Here is a 21,765-nt window from a genome sequence, read left to right as displayed (position 1 = left end):
AAGATAAACTCAAATTTATGAAAAGAAGGGGTTGCAGCTGTTGACATCCACATTGCAAGTTATTTTGGATGCGTTACCGATGCTGTTGCAAGGCGTTCTGATTACGTTAAAGATTGTTATCATTTCTTTGAGTTTTGCATTTGTCATAGGATTAATTACGGGATTGATGAATACTTCCCATAGTAAATTTCTTCGCATTCTCTCAACTATTTATGTGGATCTCATACGGGGTACGCCTTTATTGGTGCAAGTCTTCTTTATTTACTTTGGTTTGCCTGTTTTTTTGGATATTAGAGTACCAGCAGAGATTGCAGGGATCGTGGCACTTAGTTTGAACGCAGGTGCTTACATCTCGGAAGTTTTTCGTGCAGGTATTATATCCATTGATAAAGGCCAGGTGGAAGCGGCTCGATCTTTAGGATTTAACCGGTTTTTGACTATGAAGCTGGTCATTTTGCCGCAAGCCGTACGTCGAATGCTGCCTGCTTTTGTAAATCAATTTATTATTAGTATTAAAGATACATCCCTGCTGTCTGTCATTGGAATTCAGGAATTGACGCAGAGAGGGGAAATTATCATATCTACCAATTTCCGCTCTTTTGAGATATGGGGTATCGTAGGTATTTTCTACTTTATCATTATCTATGCTTTAACACGGTTGTCTCATTTGCTCGAGAGGAGGTTCGATATAAAATGATCGTCGTACAAAACCTGAAAAAGAAATTTGGTTCTTTAGAAGTGCTGAAGGATATATCGACAACGATTCAGGAGAAAGAAGTGGTTTGCGTTATCGGGCCGTCAGGATCGGGTAAAAGTACCTTCCTCAGATGCCTGAACCTTCTTGAGGAGGTGACGTCCGGGAAGGTTGTGATCGGTGATGTGGAGGTCACTTCACCGAAAACGAATATTGATAAATTACGTGAAAATGTAGGAATGGTCTTTCAGAACTTTAATTTATTTCCCCATTTAACCGTATTGAAAAATATTATGTTGGCCCCTAAACATCTTAAAAAGATGGAAAAGCAGTTCAATGAAAAACAAGCCATGAGCCTGTTAGAAAAAGTGGGCTTGGCGGGGAAAAGAGATGAATTCCCTGAACGTTTGTCGGGTGGGCAAAAGCAGCGTATCGCTATTGCCCGCGCATTGGCGATGAGTCCTCGTGTCATGTTGTTCGATGAGCCGACCTCGGCATTAGATCCCGAAATGGTGGGGGAGGTTTTACTGGTCATGAAGGAGCTGGCTCGCGATGGAATCACGATGATTGTCGTCACTCATGAAATGGGCTTCGCACGTGAAGTAGCAGACCGCGTAATCTTCATGGATGGCGGATATATCGTCGAAGAAGGGACTCCCTCCGAAATATTCGAATCCCCGCGGCATGAACGTACGAAAGCATTTCTTGGCAAACTGTTATGAAAAAAATACTTCTGCTGACAACAGGCGGAACCATTGCATCCGTCTCAGGGGAAAACGGGCTGACTCCAGGAATGACGGATGAGGAAATAGTGAGCTTTCTATGGGGACCAAATAACCGGTATAAGGTTGAAAGTAAAGCGCTGATGGGCATTGACAGCACGAATATGCAGCCCGAATGCTGGGTGTACATGGCTGAGGCCGTCTATAAGAATTACGATGACTATGACGGTTTTGTCATCACGCATGGAACGGATACGATGGGATATACATCTGCGGCCCTTTCCTATATGCTGCAAAATAGCACAAAGCCGCTTGTTCTAACAGGCTCACAGGTTCCAATTGCTTGTAAAAATACCGATGCCAGAAAAAATATTGGCGACGCTGTACGTTTTGCCTGCGAAGATATCGGAGGAGTATTTATTGCATTTGACGGCAAAGTGATTAACGGGACTAGGGCTGTGAAAGTAAGAACGCGAAGCTTTCATGCTTTTGAAAGTATTAATTATCCGTATGTCGCTTTTTTTGAAGGGGACGAAATCAGGTACAATAAACCCGTTTCACAGGTGCGAAGCAAGGAGATAAAAGTAGAAGTTTCCTTATGCCCCGATATTTTTTTGTTGAAACTGCACCCGGGTACAAAGCCGGAGCTTTTTGATTATCTCAAGTGTCATTATAAAGGAGTCGTAATCGAGGGTTTCGGACTTGGAGGAATACCTACCCGATGGAGAAGCCTTGTTCACAAAATAAATGAGCTCATACAATCGGGAGTAGCTGTTGTTATGACTACTCAATGTCTTGAAGAAGGCGAGGATCGTACTCTTTATGAGGTAGGGCGAGAAGCAGCAGGGGAACTGATTATTTCATCTAAGGATATGAATACAGAAGCAATTATTCCTAAATTAATGTGGGTATTAGGCAAGACCAATGATCTTAAAGAGGTCAAGAGAATGATGGAAACGCCAATCGCAGATGATATTTCAAAAAAAGACGACTTCTCATCCCAATAAACGGGATATGCGTCGTCTTTTCTTGACCCATCATTCAGACTTTCAAAATGTAAGTTCTTCAGTGGCCTCTATTGAGTCAGCCTGTTATGTCTTTATATTTGCTTCGATAACGCGGTTTCCCGCCGTCTTCGCGCTACCATTTCACTAGCGAAAAAGATGATACCGGCAACCAGGGATACAATCGCCGCGAACACATACATGCTCGAGCCGCCGTAATGATCCTCCAGCCAGCCTCCGATGCTCCCGCCTGTAATGCCGGCAAAGCCGAGGAATACCATCGCAAGCAAAGATTGCCCGGTGGAGGTTAGCTGTTTCGGAAGAATATTTACCGTATAATGAACGACCGTTATCCAAAATACCGCGAACGTGACTGCCGCTCCCGCCTGCAGGGCGAACATTACCCAAGGATCCTTCGTTATGGCATAGGCGAGCCAACGAATCGTATACAAGAGGCAAACCAGGCCGATTAAATTGAACTCGCGCACCCGGTGCAGGTACCTGCTAAGCAAAGCAAACGCAGGAATTTCCGCCGCCGCCGCTATTGCCCATGACCAGCCAACCATCGAATCCGATCCTCCGGCCTTGGTCAGGTACAAACTGAACATGACATCATGCATGCGATGCGGAACGGAGATAATAAAGACCAGCAGGAGAAACCAAAGGAATGATTTATTTTTCAGAATCGGCTTAAGCGATTGCAAGGACATCCGCTCGCCGGAGGCCGGCTCATCGCGAAGCTTGAAGAGCAGAACCAGAGGAACGGCCCATGTCGCCCAGAAAATCAACGACAGGCTCGAGATCCCGAACCACTTGCCAAGCAGTACCCCTCCAGCGATCAGCACAGCCGTATATCCCAGTGAGCCGAACAAGCGTACCGAACCGAAGGATTGGCCTCGTCGTTCGGTTGCCTTAATCGTAATGCTGTCCATAAGCGGAAGCGACGGAAGCCAGAAGAAATATAAGAGCGTCACAAACGCTAACGTCGTTCCGTAGCCGGTTGAGGCAAACAAACCGATACTGCTGAGAATGCTTAACGTCCAAAGGAGAAAGACGATTTTTTTCACCGTACCTAAACGATCGCTTAAATATCCCCATACAGGCTGGAAAAATACCGCGAGCAGCGGTCCCAGCATCATCATAAAGCCGATTTGGCCGGAAGAATAGCCCTTCGCTTGAAAATAAACCGGAAGATACGGCGACAGTATATTCGTAGCGTAAAGCCAGAATTGCAACCCGCGAAGCGTTACCAACTGGGTATCCGTCTTCCTTCCAATATGGAGTACAGCTTGCTTCTGCGACATCTTCAAATTCCACCTTGCCTGGATTGATGAAAACAAGCTCTGTACGCCTGTTCTAGCTCCTAGTATAGTGAATTTCGATATCGCAGTATAGGCTTATTCCTGTTATTTTTGTATGCGATCATGTTCATTTCGCACGTATGGGTTAATCGCTTAATCCTGACGGACGGTTTACTTCTACCTGGAGATGATATTTGTTGAAAACATCGATCATAGCGGATTTGGCTTCTTCCTCGTCGGGCCCGTGAATTTCAAGTTTATACGCCTGGTTTTGGTACAGTGAAATACTTAAACCAAGGATGCTTTTGACGTCGACGAATTTCGTTTCGCTGATGCGAAGGACGATGCTCGATTTAAAGTCGGCTGCCGTTTGGTTAATGTCCACAATGCTTCGAATTTCAGCTTTCATCAGTTAACCTCCCTTCATTACTGTCACTGGCGCATGAACGCACTGCCATGAAGCTAGCCTTCCTCGTTGACGACAACCTCTTTCCCTCTCTTTTTCAATAAGATGGGAACAATAATCCAAAGTGCAGCGATTATTAAGAAAACGAGAGACAGCGGCTTTTGCAGGAAAATCATAAAATCGCCATTGGATGTCGTTAACGCTCTGCGCATATTGTTTTCAAGCATCGGCCCCAGCACTAAGCCGAGCACGAGCGGAGCTAAAGGGTAATCATTGCGCACGAGCAGGAACCCCGCAACCCCGCAGCCAAGCAGCAGCAGGAGATCAAAGATTTGCACCTGCACAGCATATACGCCAAATATAGAAATAGCGATAATGATCGGAATCAAATATTTCGGCGGCGTTTGAATGACTTTAGCAAACACTTTCACAAGCGGCATATTGAGAACAAGCAAAATGAGATTTCCGATCAGCATGCTGGCAATCAGCCCCCATGCCACCTGAGGATGTTCCTCGAATAACAAAGGGCCCGGCTGGATGTTATACATGATAAAAGCGCCCATCAATATAGCCGTTGTACCCGACCCCGGTATGCCTAAAGCAAGCAAAGGGATCATAGCTCCGCCGGATGCTCCATTATTAGCGGATTCAGGAGCAGCTACGCCGGCGATATTTCCTTTGCCGAATGATTTAGGATTTTTGCTGATTTTTTTCTCCAAAATATAGCTGAAGAAAGAAGCCAATGTGGCACCGCCGCCAGGCAGAATACCAACAAAAAAGCCTAATACAGAACCGCGGGCAATCGGTCCTGCGCTATCCTTTAAATCTTGCTTTGTCGGAAGAATACGTCCGATCTTCGCTATTTTTCCGGCGGAGTACTCATTCTCCAATATGGTCTTGAATACTTCGCCCAAAGCAAACAGGCCGACCGCAACGGTCAAAAACTCAAGACCGGAATAAAGCAGCGGAATGCCGAAAGTAAATCTTGCGACGCCCGATACCGTATCCATACCGATGGTGGAAAGAAGCAATCCAAGCACCGTCATTATTAAAGCTTTCGTAATGGATTTTCCGGCCAAACCGCTGACTGCGCATAGTCCAAACAGCATTAAGGAAAAGTAATCCGCCGGACCGAACCTAATGGCAACGTTCGATAACGGTTCAGCTAATACAATAAGCATGATGACGGCGAACAGTCCTGCGGCAAAAGAACCGATCGCAGATATCGATAAGGCAGCCCCTGCCCGGCCCTGTTTGGCCATTTGATAGCCGTCTAAGGTTGTCACGACCGAAGAGGATTCTCCCGGTGTATTAAGTAAGATGGATGTGGTTGATCCGCCATACATCGCTCCGTAATAAACGCCGGCCAGAAGAATAATGGAGCTTGTTGCTGCCGCTTCCGCGGGTAATCCGCCGGTTATAGATGCCGTTACCGGGATAAGCAAAGCGACACCGCTCATGGGACCTATACCGGGAAGTACCCCTACGGCTGTACCAATTAACACGCCTATAAATGCGAACATCAGATTATGCCATTGAAAGGCGGTTGCAAGACCATCTGCAAGAAATTGTAATGTGTCCATTCATGTACCTCCTCTAGTTACGACAGCCAGGACGGAAAGCCCGGCATGGAACCTTCCAAAATGACGACAAAGATGACGTAAACGCCTACTGAAAACAATCCGGAGATCAATACCGACTTCAGCCATTTCCCTCTTTCCAATACTTGAAAGCTGATGAGAAGGAAGAGGAAGGTCCCGATGATATAGCCGATCGTTTCTAAGAAGAACGCATATAAGAAGGCTGCTGCAAAGATGATTAGAAACCTTTTGTAATCGAGCTTTTGTTCATTACTGCTTTGATTCTTTGCCTTCAATACTTCGTAGAACAAACGCAGACTTAAAAGGACTAGAAAGGCTCCGAGGCCGAAAGGGGCAATATTGGGACCAACCGTGCTGCCGTACGCGGAAGTGCTAATGGTCGTGCTTTGCCACATAAAACCGATTCCTAGAAGTAAAAATATAATACTGGCATATCGATCGAAGACTTTGTTCAATGTGATGCACCTCCTAAGAATAAATAAAGAAAGGGAGACACATGCTCCCTCCCATGGTCATTCGGTTACTTTTGCATCCCGAGCGCCGTTAACAGCTCTTGAACAACTACTTCTTGATCAGCGAGGAAGGCTGCGAAATCGGTTGAGTTTTTGTACTCGCTTGCCCAATCGTTCGATGTCAGTTCTTTGTTCCAGCTATCATTCTCTGATAGAGCTTTTAATGTATTATCCCAAAATGCAATTTGGTCTTTCGTCATACCTTTCGGGCCCAATACGCCGCGCCATATCGTGAAATCTGCATCAATGCCCAGCTCTTTTAACGTAGGCACATCTTTAAAGTCGTCGCCGAGTCGTTCATTTGAAGTAACCGCGAGAATTTTAATTTTGCCTGCTTTCAAATAACTGCCGAGCGAAGAGATGTCTGTTCCAATTGCATCCGCATTTTTGCCCAGTAAAGCTGTAATGGCTTCGCCCCCGCCATCATAGGATAAATATTTGATCGTTTTCGGGTCGACTCCTGATTTAAATGCAGGTAAGACGCTAATTAAATGATCCATAGATCCGGGGGCCGAACCGCCCGCAAGTGTAACCTTAGAAGGATCTGTCTTAATGTCGTCGATTAAAGCTTGAAGATCATTGTATTTGGAATCGGCAGCAACAGCGATTGCGCCGAAGTCCTTCGTTATTTGCGCGAGCGGGGTGACGTCCTTGTATCCGTACGGGCTGTTTCCTTCTTTTTTAAGATTGTTAATGAGAATGGGCGGCGAGCTGACAAACAGCTTATAGGGGTCATCCTTGTCTTTTGTTACATATTCAGCCAAAAATACGGTGCCGCCGCCTCCGGGTTTGTTTTCGACTGTCATCGTCTGATCGACCAGCTTCGTTTCGCCGAGCACCTTGGACAGTGATCTTGCTGTTTTATCCCATCCGCCGCCGGCTCCTGAAGGGGCCGTAATCACGATAGGCTTCTCCGGATATTTGGCAGCATCCGAGCCCCCTCCATTCGATGCTGTTCCACAAGCTGTAAGACTGACGGCAACAAAAGCTGCGGCCACTATCGTTTTCCAATTATTAGTTTTGAGAACCATTCGATAATTCCCCCTTTGGCATCCGTCAAGCAAGCTGTTACTTTAATTTGAAAGCGCTTACCTGACTTATACGGTTCATACTAGCACCGCTAATTTGAGTTGAACAGAATAACTGCATAAGTTGAAAAATAATCATTTTATTAATTTTGTTCATAAAAATTACGGCTAAAATCGATTCCAGGGACTATGTTCAGGGAAATATGTAGAATACAATAAAGGCAATGCCGGCATGCAGATCAGAAAACCGCTCCCAAGGAGGTTGTTGTATGCGATTACAAACTAGACTTATTTTGTTAATCGGGACGCTCTTATTCATCATTATTATCGCATTAACCTTTACTTTTGAGAGAATGCTGGTAACCACGCTTGAGAAGAATGTGGGCGCCTCTGCACTTAAAATAGCAAAGACGGTAGCGCTGATGGATGTGATAAAGGATGCTTTCGACGAAGAAAACCCGTCAGAAATCATTCAACCGATCGTTGAAAAAATTCGAATGGAAACGGATGCCGAATATATCGTCATTGGAAACCGGGAGGGCATACGTTATGCCCATCCTCTGCCGGACCGGATCGGAAAAGAAATGATCGGCGGAGATAACGGGCCTGTGCTGAACGGCGAATCGATTATTTCGGAAGCTGTTGGCTCTATGGGGCCCTCGCTTCGGGGAAAAACGCCAATCTTTGACGATCATAATCAAATTATTGGCATCGTGTCGGTGGGCATTTTATTGAAAGACATTCATGAATCGGCCGCCACCTACCGAAATGCGATGATCTTTTTTGCGGCAATTGCGCTTATGGTTGGATGCGGAGGGGCGATTGCGATTGCGAACGGTGTGAAACGATCGATTCACGGTTTAGAGCCTAAGGAAATCGGTCTGTTGTACCAGGAGAAGAGAGCTATTTTGGAAACGATCCATGAAGGGATTATCGCTATTAATACAGAGGGAACCGTTACTCTCGCCAATCAGACGGCTTTAAAGCTAATCGATCCGTTTGAGAAAATGGAGATAACCGGGAAACATGTACGGGACGTCATACCGGAGTCTCGCTTACTCGAGGTTATCAAATCGGGAAATGCTGAAATCGATCAAGAGATGGTCATTAACGAGAGTATGGTTGTGGTCAATCGCCTGCCGATTTTTGATCGTCAGCAGCAGGTCGTCGGGGCCGTGTCCAGCTTCCGCAACAAATCCGAGCTGCTTCGTTTAACGGAGGAGCTTACGCAAGTGAAACGGTATACCGAAGCGCTGCGTTCGCAGACGCATGAGTATTCCAATAAGCTGTATACGATATACGGCCTTATCCAGCTGGAATCGTATCAGGAAGCGATGGATATCATTACGCATGAAACGGATGTTCATCAAAACCTTATCCACTTTCTATTAAGGGAAATTCCAGATCCTATTATCGGCGGCATACTAATCGGTAAGTTTAACCGTGCTAACGAACTTAAGGTAAGCTTAGAAATTGATACGAAAAGTATGTTTAAAGATATTCCGGGCGCTATAAGCCGCAATCATCTCGTAACCATCATCGGTAATTTAATTGATAATGCTTTGGAGGCCGTGCTTGCCACAAGCAATGACAATAAAACAGTAAAGGTCTATTTGACCGACGCAGGCAAAGCTTTAATGATCGTGATTGAAGACAACGGGACCGGCATTGAGAAGGACGCTGAAGAACGACTGTTTGAGACGGGTTTCTCCACGAAAAATGAGGTCAACCGGGGTTACGGTCTTGCTATTGTTAAACAGGCTGTACAGCAGCTGCGGGGAAAAATCAGCTTCCATCCCCGTTCAGAGGGAGGCGTCATATTTACCGTTGTCATTCCAAAAGAAAAAGGGAGAGAGCTATGATACGAGTGGTCATTATTGAGGATGATCTTCGAATTGCCCAGATTAACCGCCGGTTTGTGGAAAAGGTGGAAGGATTCGAAGTGGTTGGCATTGCGACAGACTTGCAGCTGGCACACGAACATTTGGACATTTTAGCTCCGGACCTCGTGCTGCTCGATTTATATTTTCCCGATATGAACGGGCTTGACCTTCTTCCCTATATTCAGAAAAACAACCCGTTCACGGATGTCATCATCATTACGGCGGCAAAGGAATTTGATACGGTACGGGAAGCCATTCGCGGCGGCGTGTATGATTTTATGATCAAACCGGTTGTATTTGAACGATTTCAGGAGAAGCTGAGGTCCTATCAAAAGTATCATCATCAAATGGCGCTGCTTGGAGGAGCGAATAAGCAAGTGGATCAAGAGGGGATCGATCAGCTGCTGTGGGGAACGAGCGATAGGGCGGACAAGGATACCTACCTTCCTAAAGGCATTGATAAAATAACGAGCGAGAAGATCCTCGCCTTCATTCATGGTGGTCCAGAGGTGCTCACTGCGGAGGAGCTTGGGAAGAAGGCCGGATTCAGCCGTACGACAGCTAGGCGGTATTTGGAATATTTCGTGGCTAAGGGTGAATTGGTCGCGGATATTTCTTATGGCACCGTAGGAAGGCCGGAGAGAGTATATAAGAGAATCTCGGTTTCTAACTGATTTTTCCATTTTTTATAAAAAGCTTAGCGGATTGGCTCCTCGCCTGTGAAGAAGAGGAGCTATTCTTTTTTTGTTGAATATTGTAGTGAACCTACTTTTTTTTGGAACTTACATGTCGAATAAGCGTATTGTTGGGTAGATCGTAAGGAACAATACCTTCAATCAGTCGTTTATCTAGCAATAAGCCTCATGGAAAGGGGGTGCAAATACTATGGCAATCTCTCTTGTTAAAGGTCAAAAGGTTGATCTGACCAAAGGAAACGCTGGTCTCAGCAAAGTGATCGTCGGTCTCGGCTGGGATCCTGCTGAAGTGAAAGGCGGCTTCTTCGGAATGAAGAAAGCGGCCAACGTGGACTGCGATGCGTCTGCTTTATTGCTTGATGCTAACGGCAAGCTTAGCGGCGAGAAAAATCTCGTGTGCTTTTATAATAAGCAGAGCGGCTGCAGCTCAGTCATTCATTCTGGCGACAACCTTACAGGCGCCGGCGATGGCGACGATGAGCAAATCATCGTGCAGTTGGACCGTGTTCCAGCCAATATTCACAAAATTCTTTGCGTGGTCAACATTTATGAATGTGAATCCAGACGTCAAGATTTTGGTATGATCAAGTCCGCTTTTATTCGCATCGTCAACCCAGCCAACAATGAAGAGCTTATTCGTTTCAGTCTAACGGATAACTATTCCGGTAAAACGGCATTGATCGTTGGCGAGCTTTACAGACATAATGGTGAATGGAAATTCAACGCAATCGGCGAAGGCGCTCACGCTGCTCATGTCGATATTCTTGCTCGTCAATACCAATAATTTTACCCAGAAAAGAGGACATTCCAAATGGCGATTAGCTTATCCAAAGGCCAAAAAATCGATCTCACGAAAACAAACCCGGGTCTTACAAAAATAACGGTAGGTCTAGGCTGGGATACTAATAAATATGATGGCGGAAAAGATTTTGACCTTGATGCTTCTGTTTTTTGCTTGAACGGTCAAGGTAAAGTAATCTCCGAGTCTGATTTCATTTTCTACAACAACCCGAAAAACGGCAATGGCTCCGTCGCCCACACTGGCGATAACCGTACGGGCGCAGGCGATGGCGATGACGAGAAAGTAGCTGTTGATCTTAATGCTGTACCTGCAGCAACGGAAAAAATCGCATTCTGCATCACCATCTATGACGGACAAGAACGCAGCCAAAACTTTGGACAAGTTTCCAACGCTTTCGTTCGGATCGTTGACGATCAAAGCGGCACGGAGCTCATCCGCTACGATCTTGGAGAAGACTTCTCCATTGAAACGGCGGTTATCGTTGGCGAGCTCTACCGCCATTCCGGCGAGTGGAAATTCAGCGCAGTCGGAAGCGGCTTCCAAGACGGCCTAGGCGGTCTTGCACGCAACTTCGGACTAGCTACTAACTAATCGTACCCATATACCCGTGAAGGGTCGCCTGCGGCGGCCCTTTTTTTAAAACCAAAATGAAGTGTGATTGCTTCGTATATTCCACGAGGAGGCATTTTCATGCCAGTTAATTTATCTAAGGGGCAGAAGGTCGATCTGACTAAATCGAACCCGGGGTTGACCAAAATAGCAGTGGGCCTCGGCTGGGATGTTAATAAGTATGATGGCGGAAATCAGTTTGATTTGGATGCGACGGCATTTTGTCTGAATGCATCCGGCAAAGTGAGCAGCGAGAAGGAATTTATTTTTTACAATAACAGATCGAACACGAACGGCTCCATCGTCTCCTCCGGCGATAATCGAAGCGGAGAAGGCGCTGGCGATGATGAAAGCATAAAAATCAACTTGTCCGCTGTACCTGCGGATACACAGAAGGTTGCCTTCTGTATTACGATTCATGATGCTAAGCAAAGAAACCAAAATTTCGGTCAAGTGGCTAACGCGTACGTTCGAGTCGTAAACGAGGAAACAGGCGAGGAGCTGATCCGCTACGATTTGGGCGAGGATTTCTCTATCGAAACAGCGGTCGTAGTTGGTGAACTCTACCGTTACAGCAGCGAATGGAAGTTTAGCGCAGTAGGCAGCGGCTACCAAAGCGGTCTAGAGGGACTTTGCAATGACTTCGGCGTTCAAACCTAGCATTAGCAGTCTTCGCGCAATAGAAGAGTTGTGTAGAACATAACGATTAGGGTGACGGGGATAGATCGCAACGGTCACCCTATTTTATTACTAAGACGAATGGCGTGGAATTGATTTCGGAAAACATTTCTCTATGATACTGCAATTGTCGTAGGAGATTTATATAGATTAGAAAGCCGTCTAGACTAGCAAATACATTCGAAATATCCCTCCATGGACCGCGAGGGATATTTTTTAACTCTCTGCTTGCTTCACAACACTTTTAGGAGGGATGACTTTGAGGTACTTTAACTATCTTACCAATGAAGAAGAGCAAAATTTCTTTTACTCCCTTCCGACTCAGTTCAATAATGATGCTGACAAAGAAATGATTGCTCATGCGATTGGCGCTGCGCTTTACATGCCGGCAACCAAGAATAACATAGCAGACGATTTGGTAGCCGTAAAACACGAAGGACTCGTGTCAATGGTGATAGACCTTGAAGACGCGGTGGGCGATAATCAGCTCGAGTACGCGGAAGAGATGCTGAAAGCAACGCTGATTACGATCGGCCGTTATATTGCAATAGGCTTATTGCGTGCCGACGATATTCCTCTCATTTTTATAAGGGTACGCTCTGTCGATCAGCTGAAACGGCTGCTCTCGTTTTTCGGGGAAGAGATCGAATACGTTACGGGAATTGTATTTCCGAAATTCAACGTAGAGACCGGCGGCGAGTACTTAAGAATTTTGGCTGAATATAACAAGCGCAAAATGCAATCAAGCAGAGTGCTGTACGGCATGCCGATTTTGGAGAGCGCAGCGGTTATTTACCGCGAGAAGAGAGTCGAAACGCTGCTGGGCATTTCGTCGCTGCTGAATGAGTATAAGGAATATGTGCTGAATGTTCGGATCGGCGCAACGGATTTTTCGAGTCTCTTCGGACTTCGGAGAAGCCCGGACCATACGATTTATGATATTGGCGTCATTCGGGATTGCATAGCGGATATCGTAAACATATTTGGCAGAATGGATAATCATTTTGTCATCTCGGGTCCCGTATGGGAGTATTTCAAGAGCGACCGCGTGTTTAAGCCGCAGCTGAGGCAGACGCCGTTTGAGGAGAGCATGGGACGAAACGGACGGATTTTGCGCATGGATTATATTAACCGGTATGTGGACGGGCTTATTCGGGAAGTTGCGATGGACAAGGAAAATGGCATTATCGGAAAAACGATTATTCATCCTACCCATATTAAGCCGGTACAATCGATGTTAGTTGTTACGCATGAGGAGTATATGGACGCCCTGCACATCATAGAAAACGGCCAAGGAGATTTAGGCGTCATGAAAAGCCGTTATTCGAACAAAATGAATGAGTTTAAACCGCATATGACTTGGGCCAAACGAATTATGATCAGATCGAACATATATGGGGTGCTAAATGAAAACCAAAACTTCACCTGCTTACTCGCAGAAGAACGGGAATCAGCAATCGTTTAATATTATCGGAGATTTAGAGATTACGATTAAGGTGACGGGCAACGCCTTTCGAATTCCGCTGGAGCATCTGTTTCAGATGGCGGCCCGCATAAATACAAAACGCAGCTTTTTATTCGTAAGCAAGGTTCTTGGCAAGCATATTCCGGTACGGCCGCATGTTTCTTTGCTATCGGGAGCGGCGCTCGGTCTGTTGTATCAGCAGTTCAGGGGAGAGCCGCTTCCGATTCGGATCGAGCAGCTGCTGCATGCGTTCGAGGCGCCTGAGTCAGCCGGCGAAATCTATGACCTTATGAAGAACAGCAAGATGAAGGCGGATGAGAAAACGCTGTTCATCGGGTTCGCGGAAACCGCAACGGCGCTCGGGCACAGCATGTTCGATATGTTCGATGGCCATGCTTCCTTCCTGCATACAACAAGGGAGAGCATTGCTTCCATGACCTCCTGTATCGATTTTGAGGAAGAGCACTCACATGCGACAACGCATCGCTGCTACGCGAGCGATCCAGCCTTATTCGAGCAGGCCGATACGATTATTCTGGTCGATGACGAGATGACGACCGGCAAAACTGCGATCAACATTATTCATGACCTGCACGCTAGATACGGGAACAAAAAATATATCGTAGCCAGTTTACTGGATTGGCGCTCAGACGAGGATATTGCGCGCTTCAGCGAGCTTGAGCAGCAGCTAGGCGTTAGCGTCAATTGCCTGTCGCTGATATCGGGACAAATTGAGGTTCACGGTGCGCCCATTGAAAGTACCGGGCATTTGGAGGAGCAGCTTGAGCACGAGGCAGAGCCGGTCATCGATTTCCTTTATGTGAATAACCGTTTTACAAGCCTTCCTGCATCAACAGACGATATTGCCTACCTGAAGCATACGGGCCGCTTCGGACTAACGGCGGATGAGAGCCTTGCGCTGGACAATGAAGTCGAGCAGGCTGCAGCTTTCCTACGGGAACATAGAGCAGGCGGCAGGACGCTTTGCATGGGAACCGGAGAGTTTATGTACATTCCGATGCGGGTGGCTGCAGAACTGGGTGCGGATATCTGGTATCAATCCAGTACCCGCAGTCCGATTCATCCTTATTCAAGCCCGCAGTATGCGGTTCGATCCGCTTACCGCTTCGCATCCCCCGAGCATGCCGGCGTCGCGAACTTTATGTACAATATCCCGCGCGGTCATTATGATGAAATGTTTCTGTTTATGGAGCGCGAGGCAGCTGCTGCGCAAATGGAGGAGCTTAGGCAGGTTCTTCTTTCCCTTGGGATGCCAAAGATTCATATCGTATACTTCAGCCGCAGAAAGCTGGCTGATCCAGCGCCGATAGGCAGCTATAAGCAAGAGGACGTAACCTTTCTCCTCAAGGATCTCAGCGATCTTTCTTTAGAGCGGCGAACGGAGGAGCGGGAAGCCGCTATGCAGACGGGCGGGCATTACTCGGAGAGCCTGCCTATTGAATATCAGCCTACCGCCGAATACATTCAATTGTTTCATGACACGCTTAGCGATTCCGCTATCCGGATTGCCAGAGCGGTCGGAACCGTCTCGGAAATGATTATCCAAAAGAACGGTTTTGACGTTGTGCTTGCCTCTTTGGCAAGAGGCGGAACCCCGGTCGGTATATTAATCAAACGGTATATCAAGCATGTTTATGATGTTGATCTTCCCCACTACAGCCTTTCGATTATTAGGGGCAAAGGAATAGACGAGAACGCTTTGCTTTACATGAATCAGAAACATCCGGATAAACGCGTGCAATTTGTGGACGGCTGGACGGGAAAGGGCGCTATTAGGAAGGTGCTCATTGCCGCATGCAGCCTCATGAAGCGAATGTATGGCCTTGAGCTTAATGACGAGCTTGCCGTGCTTGCGGATCCGGGCTATTGTGCGGGAACGTTCGGAACAAGAGAAGATTTCCTCATCCCGAGCGCTTGTCTCAATTCAACCGTTTCCGGTCTTATAAGCCGTACCGTACTGCGTAACGATCTGATCGGACCGGATGATTTTCACGGCGCAAAATATTATAAGGATTGGAAAGAGTCAGATTTATCGTACGTTTTCGTGGACACGATTTCGGCTCATTTCAAGCACACGGCAGCCAGCTCGAAAGCAGAAGCGCTTCATATGAAAGCGAATCCCGCGCTAAATGAAATCACTTGGCAGGGCATGCAGGATATTGCCCGTATCCAGAACGATTTTGGCATAACCGACATTAATTTCATTAAGCCCGGCGTAGGCGAGACGACCCGCGTTCTCTTGCGGAGAGTGCCCTGGAAAATCCTTGTCGACCGGCTCGATAACCCCAGCCTGAAGCATATTCTCCTGTTAGCGAAGGACCGCGGCGTGCCGGTTCAGGAGTACCCGAATATGGCTTATTCCTGCTGCGGCATCATTAAAGCGTTGAAGGGGGATACGGAATGATCTTTGCAAGCGATTTGGACCAAACGTTAATTTATTCGGTGAGGTCGAAGGGTGAGACGGCAATCGAAGAGATGGTTCCCGTCGAGCTGCATGAGGGCAGACATATTTCATATATGACTAAGCCCGCTATGGAGAAGCTGGAGCAGCTGTCGCGCATTGCGCGATTCGTTCCCGTAACGACGCGCATACCGGAGCAGTTCAACCGTATTTTTGGAATCAGGGAGACATTCGGCCCTGAATATGTGATCGTGAGCAACGGCGGCACTATTCTCGTGAACGGGCAGGTCGATCAGGAATGGCACAGCTTCGTGCGCGATGCTGTGAAGCAGCATTGTGCCGAGCATACGGAAATTGCCGGCTTGTTCGCCCAAATTGCCTCTTCGCATTGGGTGAAATCAAATGATCTATGCGACGGGTTGTTTTATTCGATCGTTGTCGAGCGGGACCGTCTGCCGCATGAATCGCTCGAGGAGCTGAGGCTGCAGCTTGCCCCGCTCGGCTGGAGCTATTCGCTCCAAGGCCGTAAAATTTATTTGGTTCCCGAGAAAGTCAGCAAGGGAGCGGCCATCCAATATGTAAAGGAAAGGCTTGCCGCTTCCTTCGTATATGCGGCGGGTGACAGCCTGTTGGATGAAAGCCTGCTTCTTGCGGCCGATTATGCGATTTCGCCTGTACATGGCGAGTTAGGCCGGTTTTATAACGCGCATCCCCATATTCAATTTACGGAAGCGAGGGGGGCGCTTGCTTCCGAGGAGCTGCTGGACGCAATCTTAGAGCATGCCCGCAAAAGATAAACAAAGCAGCCTTATTATTTTTAATCATACGGAAGAAGGTATACAGACATGACACGCGTTTATATGAATCGTTGGTTTTCGGTAGCTTATCATTATATTAATATGATTCGGAATAATCCGGATGGCGAGCCGTTTGAGTTTTATGGCACGCATCCTGACATCAACCATATGTCTTTACTTGCGTCTGACCATATCGGAACGGAGCCTGCAGTTTTTGGCCTGGAGTATGTGGAATTTTGTGTAGATTTCTGCCGAAGAAATCAAATCGATATCTTCATTCCCCGCCTCCATATGGAGGAAATTTCGCGATATGCCCATTTGTTTGACGAGATAGGCACCAAAGTCATGGTTTGCCGTGATATTGAGCTGCTGGATTCGATGATCGAGAAGGATAAATTTTATGAAGCGCTGCAGGGAAAAGACCTTGTAGCCATTCCCGACTATCGCGTCGTGAATACGGCTGAGCAGTTTAAGCTGGCCTATGAGGAGCTTACGGCAGCCGGTCATAAGGTATGCTTCAAGCCGACGAAGTCAGAGGGGGGAATGGGCTTTCGGATCATCGATAATGAGCGTGATCCGCTCCGTGACTTATATGGCTATGTCACTTTGTCGACAACGTTTCAACAAGCTTATGAAACATTGTCTTTGTCGGACCGCTTCGATACGTTGATGGTGATGGAGCTGCTGGACGGTACGGAATACAGCATCGATTGCGTGGCTACCGCCGAGGGAGATTTAATTACGGCTATCCCGCGCCGCAAATCGACAGGAAGAACATATCTACTGGAGGAAAAGCCGGAGCTGCTGGCGATTGCAAGCCGCATTGCGGAAGCTTTGCGTATCCCCTATGCCTTTAATATTCAAGTGCGCTATAATAACGGCATTCCCAAATTGCTTGAGATCAATCCGCGCATGTCCGGCGGCCTTTACATTACTTGTCTCTCAGGCGTGAATATGCCTTATTTGGCGGTTCAAGCGCTTCAGGGCAAAACGATTGAACGCCCCGTTCCGCAGTTCAACATACAGGCCGGCTACGTGGAGCAGCCGTTAATTATGAAGTAAACAGGCGAGAATATGGAAGGTTCAAAGAACCGTTCATTTCCGGAATGATTTGCCAGTAAATCAAAGGGCTGCCAGCTAAGGCAGTCCCTTTGTTCTTAATTCAATGTCTTCAGTTCATCCATCAGCTGCCTGGAGCGTTTGGCATTCCCTTCCGCAAAGTTTTGCAGACGGGTCTTGAGTTCTTCGTTATGATGGATCTGTTCCGAAGTCGTTGTATAGGTGCGAAGCAGTTCTGTCTCTTGATCGAGCGATTGCTGTAAAATGCGTTTTAAGCTATGTTGATCGATTTCGCATTGCTGATTCGGTTGATCGCAATCCACGGTTTTCACCTCCGCATCTCATTTTAATTTTTCCTTTTTGCGTGCAGCATCAATGGATAATTTACCCGGATTCATCACTTTCCATGCCGTCTAAAAGTATTTTAAAATTGACTTACATGCACCAAAAACGAGATAATTGATTGGACAAGCACAATCATAAGCATAAGCAAGCTAAATTGGAGGTGCAGCAATGAGTGCAATGAAAAAATTTTTAGGCATCGCTATTGGAAGTTATGCAGTCGCGATAGTTGTATACTGGATCTCCTCTCCTTATATAGCAATTGCTATACCCGCGATCAGTTTGCTAGCCGCGCTTGCGTTGCGGCAGCGTGACAGGAAAGAAATCAATGAGCCGCCGCGCGAGACCGGGCTGCAGCAGAGGCCGCAAAACCCGCCCATACAGCAGCCCGTTGCAGCCTCTACAGCAAGCGTCTCACCGGCTGCACAGTCTGTTCCATCAGCAGCTGCTCCGCCGCCGGTTCTAGATCCCGAGCTTGCCTCTGCATTAGAATACATCGGAATCATCGAAGATATGATTTTACTCGAAGGCGAGAAAAATAATTTGGACGATGAAATTGTACAGAAAACACTTGCATTGCTGTCGCGTCTAAACCGGTTAATTCCGGACTTAGTCGCTTTGGGAGACTCCAGCATCAACCACAACATTGTACGGTTGGTAAGAAAGGATTTAAACTCGACCATTAATCCGTTTCTGCGGCTTAGCGGCGAAGCGAAGCGCCAAAACAGGCGGTTACTGCTTGACGGCATAAAGGATGTCGATTCCAAACTCACATTTTATACGAAAACGATTGAACAGAAGGATCTCATGGAGCTGCGTACAAAGGCTGAGTTAATTCAGCAGCGTTACCGTCTTACTGACTAATGAAGGGGGAATAAGAAATGGCACAACAGCTCGTACAATTAAAGAACGAAGACCTCCAGAAGCTGGAGCAAGAAGTGCAAAGCACGATGCAGAAGGTAGCGACGACGGATGCGATGCATCTCGATACGCTAATGGATGAGATTACGAAAAAAGGCCAAAAGACGCTGGAGAGGTCCGGTCAGACGCTTACGATGCTGGAGAGGCCGCTATCCGATCTTATGTCAGGCAAGAGGTCAGAGGTTGCCACTAATATGCTCAAGCTCCGCAGCGAGGTTGAGGATTTGAGCAGGAGCAAGCAGCTTACCCTCGTTCAGAAGCTGCTGCGGAAAGCGCCGATGAAGGCTTATATTTATAAATATCAATCTGCTAAATCGAATGTGCAGGTCATCGTCAAATCATTGCGCGACGGCCGTGACAATCTTGAAGAGAACGTCGTACACATGAGAAATTTGAAGCGCAGCAGCTTGGACAATGTTTATGACCTGCAGCTGCTTGTCGAATACGGCAACCGTCTCAAAAAAATGTTCGAAGATGAAATCGCGAAGCCGGAGAACGAGCTTCGGAAAACGTATTTGGAGCGCGGGCTTCGGAAGGTAGTAACGAAGCTTCAAACGTATACGGAAATGATCATGCTCTATCAGCAGGCTATTGCAGCAACGGATATTATTAATGACACGAATGATAAGCTGATGGACGCGCTCGACAGCTCGATTGATAAAACGCAGCATCTGATGTCGGTATCGGTCTTAATTGCCAGCGCGATTGATGACCAGATGAAAGCGATTGAAGCGGTCAATTCGACGAACGAGATGCTGGGCAATCAATTTGCCGAGAATGCCCGCCTCTTGAACGAAACGAGCGAAAAAGCGAATCAGGCGTTGACCAAACCGGCCATGAGCATGGAGCTGGTGGAGCGGGCGATGTCTGATCTCTTCTCGGCGATGGACAAATACGAGAATTCAAACCGGCAAATCATCCAAACCGTTTCGCAGCAAACGGAGAAGATGACGCAAATCAATCAAAAGGTCGGACAACGTTTAGGCATTGGGGCCAGTCAGACTGAGCTTCCGGCAGCAGCTGTCAAAGGCTTTTTAGATTAATCCATCTGTTTCTGGAGGAGATTGGATTGGCGCAGCTTTATTACAAATACGGAACGATGAACAGCGGCAAATCGTTCGAAATTATTAAGGTCGCCCACAATTACGAGGAGCAAGGCAAGCAGGTGCTCATATACTCTCCGTCGGTCAGCGCTAGAGGGAGCGTGGACCGCGTAGGCTCCCGGGTTGGCTTCGAGCGGGAGGCGATTCCGGTTCATGAGAATACGAATCTGTATGAGAGCGTGAGGGCTTGCGTAGCTTCAGTGATGCCGTCAAAAATCTATTGCGTGCTTATTGACGAAGCGCAGTTTTTGAAGAAGCATCATATTTTGGAGCTTACTGAGGTTGTGGACGAGCTTAACATACCGGTTATGGCCTTTGGCCTAAAAAACGATTTTCAAAATCAGCTGTTCGAGGGCAGCTATAATTTGCTCGTGCAAGCGGATAAAATCGAAGAAATTAAGACGATCTGCTGGTTCTGCGACCGGAAGGCGACTATGGTCATTCGCTATAATGACGGTCAGCCGATGAGCGCAGGCGAGCAAATTCAGATCGGCGGCAACGAGGATTATAAGCCGGTTTGCAGACGCTGCTACAATGAGGCGTTACGCAAGGCTTAAGGCTTTACACAAGCAAATATAAGTACAAACGCGGAGTGCTCCCGGCCTTGTTAACAGGTCAGGAGCTTTTTTTGTTATTGGCGGAAGGACGAAGCCGGCTGTTTGCGCGTGAATCTATGAAAATTTTTGCAAAATAGCCTTTTGCCGTTCACTCTCGCAATCTCTCGAATACGATGTGTCTATACATGAACAAGCTATCGGGGAACCGTTTGAACCAATGCATGCTATTCACAGGAGAAAGGGGACTTGGGAAGAGAAATGATGGAGCGGGAGCCTGGAAAAGTGAGTATCGTCATATCAAACTATAATCGCGGGGCGTATTTGATCGAGTGTCTGGACAGCTTGCAGCGGCAGACGTATTTGAATAAGGAAATTATTATCGTTGACGATGCCTCGACCGACAGGTCGGTGGATATCGTGCAAGCATGGTGCGAGGGGAACGGAGTAGGCGGCACGGATTCTGTTGTCCTCGTTCGGCTGCCAAGAAATGTCGGATTTGCCGGGGCGATCACGATGGGCTTCTTTCTCTCACGCGGGGAGTATATCGCCGTTCAGGCTGCCGATGGTTTCTCCCATCCGTTACGCTTGGAGAAGCAAGCAGTTTTTTTGCAAAGCCAACCGGATATCGCATTAGTCGGAACGAACTACGCCGCCTTTGAAGAAGAAGCGGAGAAAGAGAAGCGGCAATACGTTCCGGTGAAATGGCTCCGATACGGCGAGGAGATCAGCAGCGTTTATCAAAACGGCGGTCATTGCGTCTGCTTTGGAACGATCATGTTCCGAGGGGACTTATTCGATCGTATCGGAGGACTTAGCCGCCGGATAGCCGGAGCAGGGGAGTATGAATTTATCGTCAAGTTTTTGCATCATAAGGCCGGCGTTGCTAATATCCCTGAAATTCTCTACTACTATCGTTTGCATGCGAATCAACGTTCACTAGCTTATTATGTAAGAAAGAGTCCGTAATCGATATACTACCGTAAGCAGCGAAAAGATTGCCCGCTCAGGTCGATGACCATGGGCGGCTTTTCTTTTTTGCGGGAATTTTTCCGGGAGCAGGTTGACATTGAAAAATAGAATATGATATATAGAAATAAGGATTAGCACTCTAGGGAAATGAGTGCTAATTCCGGAGATGGCGCTTTTACCGCGAAACGGATTTTT

Annotated in this window: 22 protein-coding genes and 1 pseudogene; 17 read left to right on the top strand and 6 right to left on the bottom strand. The window is 47.2% G+C overall.

Annotated elements, in window-relative coordinates; all coding sequences use genetic code 11:
* Positions 1-40: 40 nt before the first annotated feature.
* Genes AC0YNZ_RS20525 through AC0YNZ_RS20515 form a run of 3 tightly spaced genes read left to right on the top strand, consistent with a single transcriptional unit; the run spans position 41 to position 2,423 of the window.
* Positions 41-697 (top strand): amino acid ABC transporter permease, encoded by a 657-nt coding sequence (locus tag AC0YNZ_RS20525; protein ID WP_475828363.1) that lies wholly within the window; start codon positions 41-43, stop codon positions 695-697.
* On the top strand, positions 694-1,416 hold the full coding sequence (locus AC0YNZ_RS20520; RefSeq protein ID WP_475828362.1) for an amino acid ABC transporter ATP-binding protein: 723 nt from the start codon (positions 694-696) through the stop codon (positions 1,414-1,416). Before AC0YNZ_RS20525 ends, AC0YNZ_RS20520 begins: the two co-directional genes overlap by 4 nt.
* A complete protein-coding gene (locus tag AC0YNZ_RS20515) occupies positions 1,413-2,423 on the top strand; it encodes an asparaginase (protein WP_475828361.1) in 1,011 nt (336 codons plus the stop codon). Before AC0YNZ_RS20520 ends, AC0YNZ_RS20515 begins: the two co-directional genes overlap by 4 nt.
* Before the next feature lie 92 nt (positions 2,424-2,515).
* Here AC0YNZ_RS20515 and AC0YNZ_RS20510 read toward each other — a convergent pair whose 3' ends face one another.
* The 5 genes from AC0YNZ_RS20510 to AC0YNZ_RS20490 all read right to left on the bottom strand — a co-directional run bounded on the left by AC0YNZ_RS20510 (position 2,516) and on the right by AC0YNZ_RS20490 (position 7,271).
* A complete protein-coding gene (locus AC0YNZ_RS20510; RefSeq protein ID WP_475828360.1) occupies positions 2,516-3,724 on the bottom strand; it encodes an MFS transporter in 1,209 nt (402 codons plus the stop codon).
* A gap of 142 nt (positions 3,725-3,866) precedes the next feature.
* Entirely contained in the window at positions 3,867-4,130 is a 264-nt protein-coding gene (locus AC0YNZ_RS20505; protein WP_475828359.1) for an HPr family phosphocarrier protein, read from the bottom strand.
* Positions 4,131-4,183: 53 nt separating this feature from the next.
* Complete coding sequence (locus AC0YNZ_RS20500) at positions 4,184-5,710, bottom strand: tripartite tricarboxylate transporter permease (RefSeq protein ID WP_475828358.1); 1,527 nt, start codon at positions 5,708-5,710, stop codon at positions 4,184-4,186.
* Positions 5,711-5,727: 17 nt separating this feature from the next.
* Positions 5,728-6,183: a tripartite tricarboxylate transporter TctB family protein gene (locus AC0YNZ_RS20495; protein ID WP_475828357.1), complete on the bottom strand. Its 456-nt coding sequence runs from the start codon at positions 6,181-6,183 to the stop codon at positions 5,728-5,730.
* 65 nt (positions 6,184-6,248) lie between these two features.
* Positions 6,249-7,271, bottom strand: coding sequence for a Bug family tripartite tricarboxylate transporter substrate binding protein (locus AC0YNZ_RS20490; protein WP_475828356.1), 1,023 nt, complete (start codon positions 7,269-7,271; stop codon positions 6,249-6,251).
* Positions 7,272-7,537: 266 nt separating this feature from the next.
* Here AC0YNZ_RS20490 and AC0YNZ_RS20485 point away from each other — a divergent pair, with 266 nt between their 5' ends.
* The 10 genes and pseudogenes from AC0YNZ_RS20485 to AC0YNZ_RS20440 all read left to right on the top strand — a co-directional run bounded on the left by AC0YNZ_RS20485 (position 7,538) and on the right by AC0YNZ_RS20440 (position 17,681).
* Positions 7,538-9,130 (top strand): ATP-binding protein, encoded by a 1,593-nt coding sequence (locus AC0YNZ_RS20485; RefSeq protein ID WP_475828355.1) that lies wholly within the window; start codon positions 7,538-7,540, stop codon positions 9,128-9,130.
* Entirely contained in the window at positions 9,127-9,825 is a 699-nt protein-coding gene (locus AC0YNZ_RS20480) for a response regulator (RefSeq protein WP_475828354.1), read from the top strand. Before AC0YNZ_RS20485 ends, AC0YNZ_RS20480 begins: the two co-directional genes overlap by 4 nt.
* A gap of 211 nt (positions 9,826-10,036) precedes the next feature.
* Positions 10,037-10,630 carry a TerD family protein gene (locus AC0YNZ_RS20475; RefSeq protein WP_475828353.1) on the top strand — a complete coding sequence of 198 codons (594 nt, stop codon included), beginning with the start codon at positions 10,037-10,039 and terminating at the stop codon, positions 10,628-10,630.
* A 27-nt stretch (positions 10,631-10,657) separates the two neighbouring features.
* Positions 10,658-11,239 carry a TerD family protein gene (locus AC0YNZ_RS20470; protein ID WP_110772839.1) on the top strand — a complete coding sequence of 194 codons (582 nt, stop codon included), beginning with the start codon at positions 10,658-10,660 and terminating at the stop codon, positions 11,237-11,239.
* 99 nt (positions 11,240-11,338) lie between these two features.
* Complete coding sequence (locus AC0YNZ_RS20465) at positions 11,339-11,917, top strand: TerD family protein (protein ID WP_475828352.1); 579 nt, start codon at positions 11,339-11,341, stop codon at positions 11,915-11,917.
* A 277-nt stretch (positions 11,918-12,194) separates the two neighbouring features.
* Positions 12,195-13,400 (top strand): HpcH/HpaI aldolase/citrate lyase family protein, encoded by a 1,206-nt coding sequence (locus tag AC0YNZ_RS20460; protein ID WP_475828351.1) that lies wholly within the window; start codon positions 12,195-12,197, stop codon positions 13,398-13,400.
* Positions 13,342-14,646, top strand: a pseudogene (locus AC0YNZ_RS20455) (phosphoribosyltransferase family protein); the annotation flags it as partial. The gene AC0YNZ_RS20460 and the pseudogene AC0YNZ_RS20455, both read left to right, overlap by 59 nt.
* A 24-nt stretch (positions 14,647-14,670) precedes the next feature.
* Positions 14,671-15,825, top strand: coding sequence for a cysteine protease StiP family protein (locus AC0YNZ_RS20450; RefSeq protein WP_475828396.1), 1,155 nt, complete (start codon positions 14,671-14,673; stop codon positions 15,823-15,825).
* Entirely contained in the window at positions 15,822-16,619 is a 798-nt protein-coding gene (locus AC0YNZ_RS20445; RefSeq protein WP_475828350.1) for an HAD family hydrolase, read from the top strand. Before AC0YNZ_RS20450 ends, AC0YNZ_RS20445 begins: the two co-directional genes overlap by 4 nt.
* Positions 16,620-16,667: 48 nt before the next feature.
* Complete coding sequence (locus AC0YNZ_RS20440; protein WP_475828349.1) at positions 16,668-17,681, top strand: ATP-grasp domain-containing protein; 1,014 nt, start codon at positions 16,668-16,670, stop codon at positions 17,679-17,681.
* A gap of 95 nt (positions 17,682-17,776) precedes the next feature.
* On the opposite strand, the gene AC0YNZ_RS20435 is transcribed toward AC0YNZ_RS20440, so the two are convergent.
* Positions 17,777-18,001, bottom strand: coding sequence for a hypothetical protein (locus tag AC0YNZ_RS20435; RefSeq protein ID WP_181426288.1), 225 nt, complete (start codon positions 17,999-18,001; stop codon positions 17,777-17,779).
* A 190-nt stretch (positions 18,002-18,191) separates the two neighbouring features.
* Between AC0YNZ_RS20435 and AC0YNZ_RS20430 the strand changes: the two genes are divergently transcribed.
* The 4 genes from AC0YNZ_RS20430 (at position 18,192) to AC0YNZ_RS20415 (ending at position 21,567) form a co-directional block, all read left to right on the top strand.
* Entirely contained in the window at positions 18,192-18,884 is a 693-nt protein-coding gene (locus AC0YNZ_RS20430) for a hypothetical protein (RefSeq protein WP_475828348.1), read from the top strand.
* 17 nt (positions 18,885-18,901) lie between these two features.
* Positions 18,902-19,984, top strand: coding sequence for a toxic anion resistance protein (locus tag AC0YNZ_RS20425; protein ID WP_475828347.1), 1,083 nt, complete (start codon positions 18,902-18,904; stop codon positions 19,982-19,984).
* 26 nt (positions 19,985-20,010) lie between these two features.
* Entirely contained in the window at positions 20,011-20,601 is a 591-nt protein-coding gene (locus tag AC0YNZ_RS20420; RefSeq protein ID WP_475828346.1) for a thymidine kinase, read from the top strand.
* 246 nt (positions 20,602-20,847) lie between these two features.
* Positions 20,848-21,567: a glycosyltransferase family 2 protein gene (locus tag AC0YNZ_RS20415; protein WP_475828345.1), complete on the top strand. Its 720-nt coding sequence runs from the start codon at positions 20,848-20,850 to the stop codon at positions 21,565-21,567.
* Positions 21,568-21,765: the final 198 nt, after the last annotated feature.

The sequence above is a fragment of the Paenibacillus sp. J2L1-98 genome (genome assembly GCF_056269405.1).
This window is presented reverse-complemented; position numbering and strand designations above follow the sequence as displayed.

Coding starts and splice junctions, on each gene's coding strand:
- AC0YNZ_RS20440 (WP_475828349.1), top strand. CDS start 16,668: ATGACACGCGTTTATATGAATCGTTGGTTTTCGGTAGCTTATCATTAT.
- AC0YNZ_RS20475 (WP_475828353.1), top strand. CDS start 10,037: ATGGCAATCTCTCTTGTTAAAGGTCAAAAGGTTGATCTGACCAAAGGA.
- AC0YNZ_RS20500 (WP_475828358.1), bottom strand. CDS start 5,710: ATGGACACATTACAATTTCTTGCAGATGGTCTTGCAACCGCCTTTCAA.
- AC0YNZ_RS20445 (WP_475828350.1), top strand. CDS start 15,822: ATGATCTTTGCAAGCGATTTGGACCAAACGTTAATTTATTCGGTGAGG.
- AC0YNZ_RS20480 (WP_475828354.1), top strand. CDS start 9,127: ATGATACGAGTGGTCATTATTGAGGATGATCTTCGAATTGCCCAGATT.
- AC0YNZ_RS20425 (WP_475828347.1), top strand. CDS start 18,902: ATGGCACAACAGCTCGTACAATTAAAGAACGAAGACCTCCAGAAGCTG.
- AC0YNZ_RS20465 (WP_475828352.1), top strand. CDS start 11,339: ATGCCAGTTAATTTATCTAAGGGGCAGAAGGTCGATCTGACTAAATCG.
- AC0YNZ_RS20505 (WP_475828359.1), bottom strand. CDS start 4,130: ATGAAAGCTGAAATTCGAAGCATTGTGGACATTAACCAAACGGCAGCC.
- AC0YNZ_RS20430 (WP_475828348.1), top strand. CDS start 18,192: ATGAGTGCAATGAAAAAATTTTTAGGCATCGCTATTGGAAGTTATGCA.
- AC0YNZ_RS20510 (WP_475828360.1), bottom strand. CDS start 3,724: ATGTCGCAGAAGCAAGCTGTACTCCATATTGGAAGGAAGACGGATACC.
- AC0YNZ_RS20485 (WP_475828355.1), top strand. CDS start 7,538: ATGCGATTACAAACTAGACTTATTTTGTTAATCGGGACGCTCTTATTC.
- AC0YNZ_RS20450 (WP_475828396.1), top strand. CDS start 14,671: ATGCCAAAGATTCATATCGTATACTTCAGCCGCAGAAAGCTGGCTGAT.
- AC0YNZ_RS20470 (WP_110772839.1), top strand. CDS start 10,658: ATGGCGATTAGCTTATCCAAAGGCCAAAAAATCGATCTCACGAAAACA.
- AC0YNZ_RS20515 (WP_475828361.1), top strand. CDS start 1,413: ATGAAAAAAATACTTCTGCTGACAACAGGCGGAACCATTGCATCCGTC.
- AC0YNZ_RS20490 (WP_475828356.1), bottom strand. CDS start 7,271: ATGGTTCTCAAAACTAATAATTGGAAAACGATAGTGGCCGCAGCTTTT.
- AC0YNZ_RS20520 (WP_475828362.1), top strand. CDS start 694: ATGATCGTCGTACAAAACCTGAAAAAGAAATTTGGTTCTTTAGAAGTG.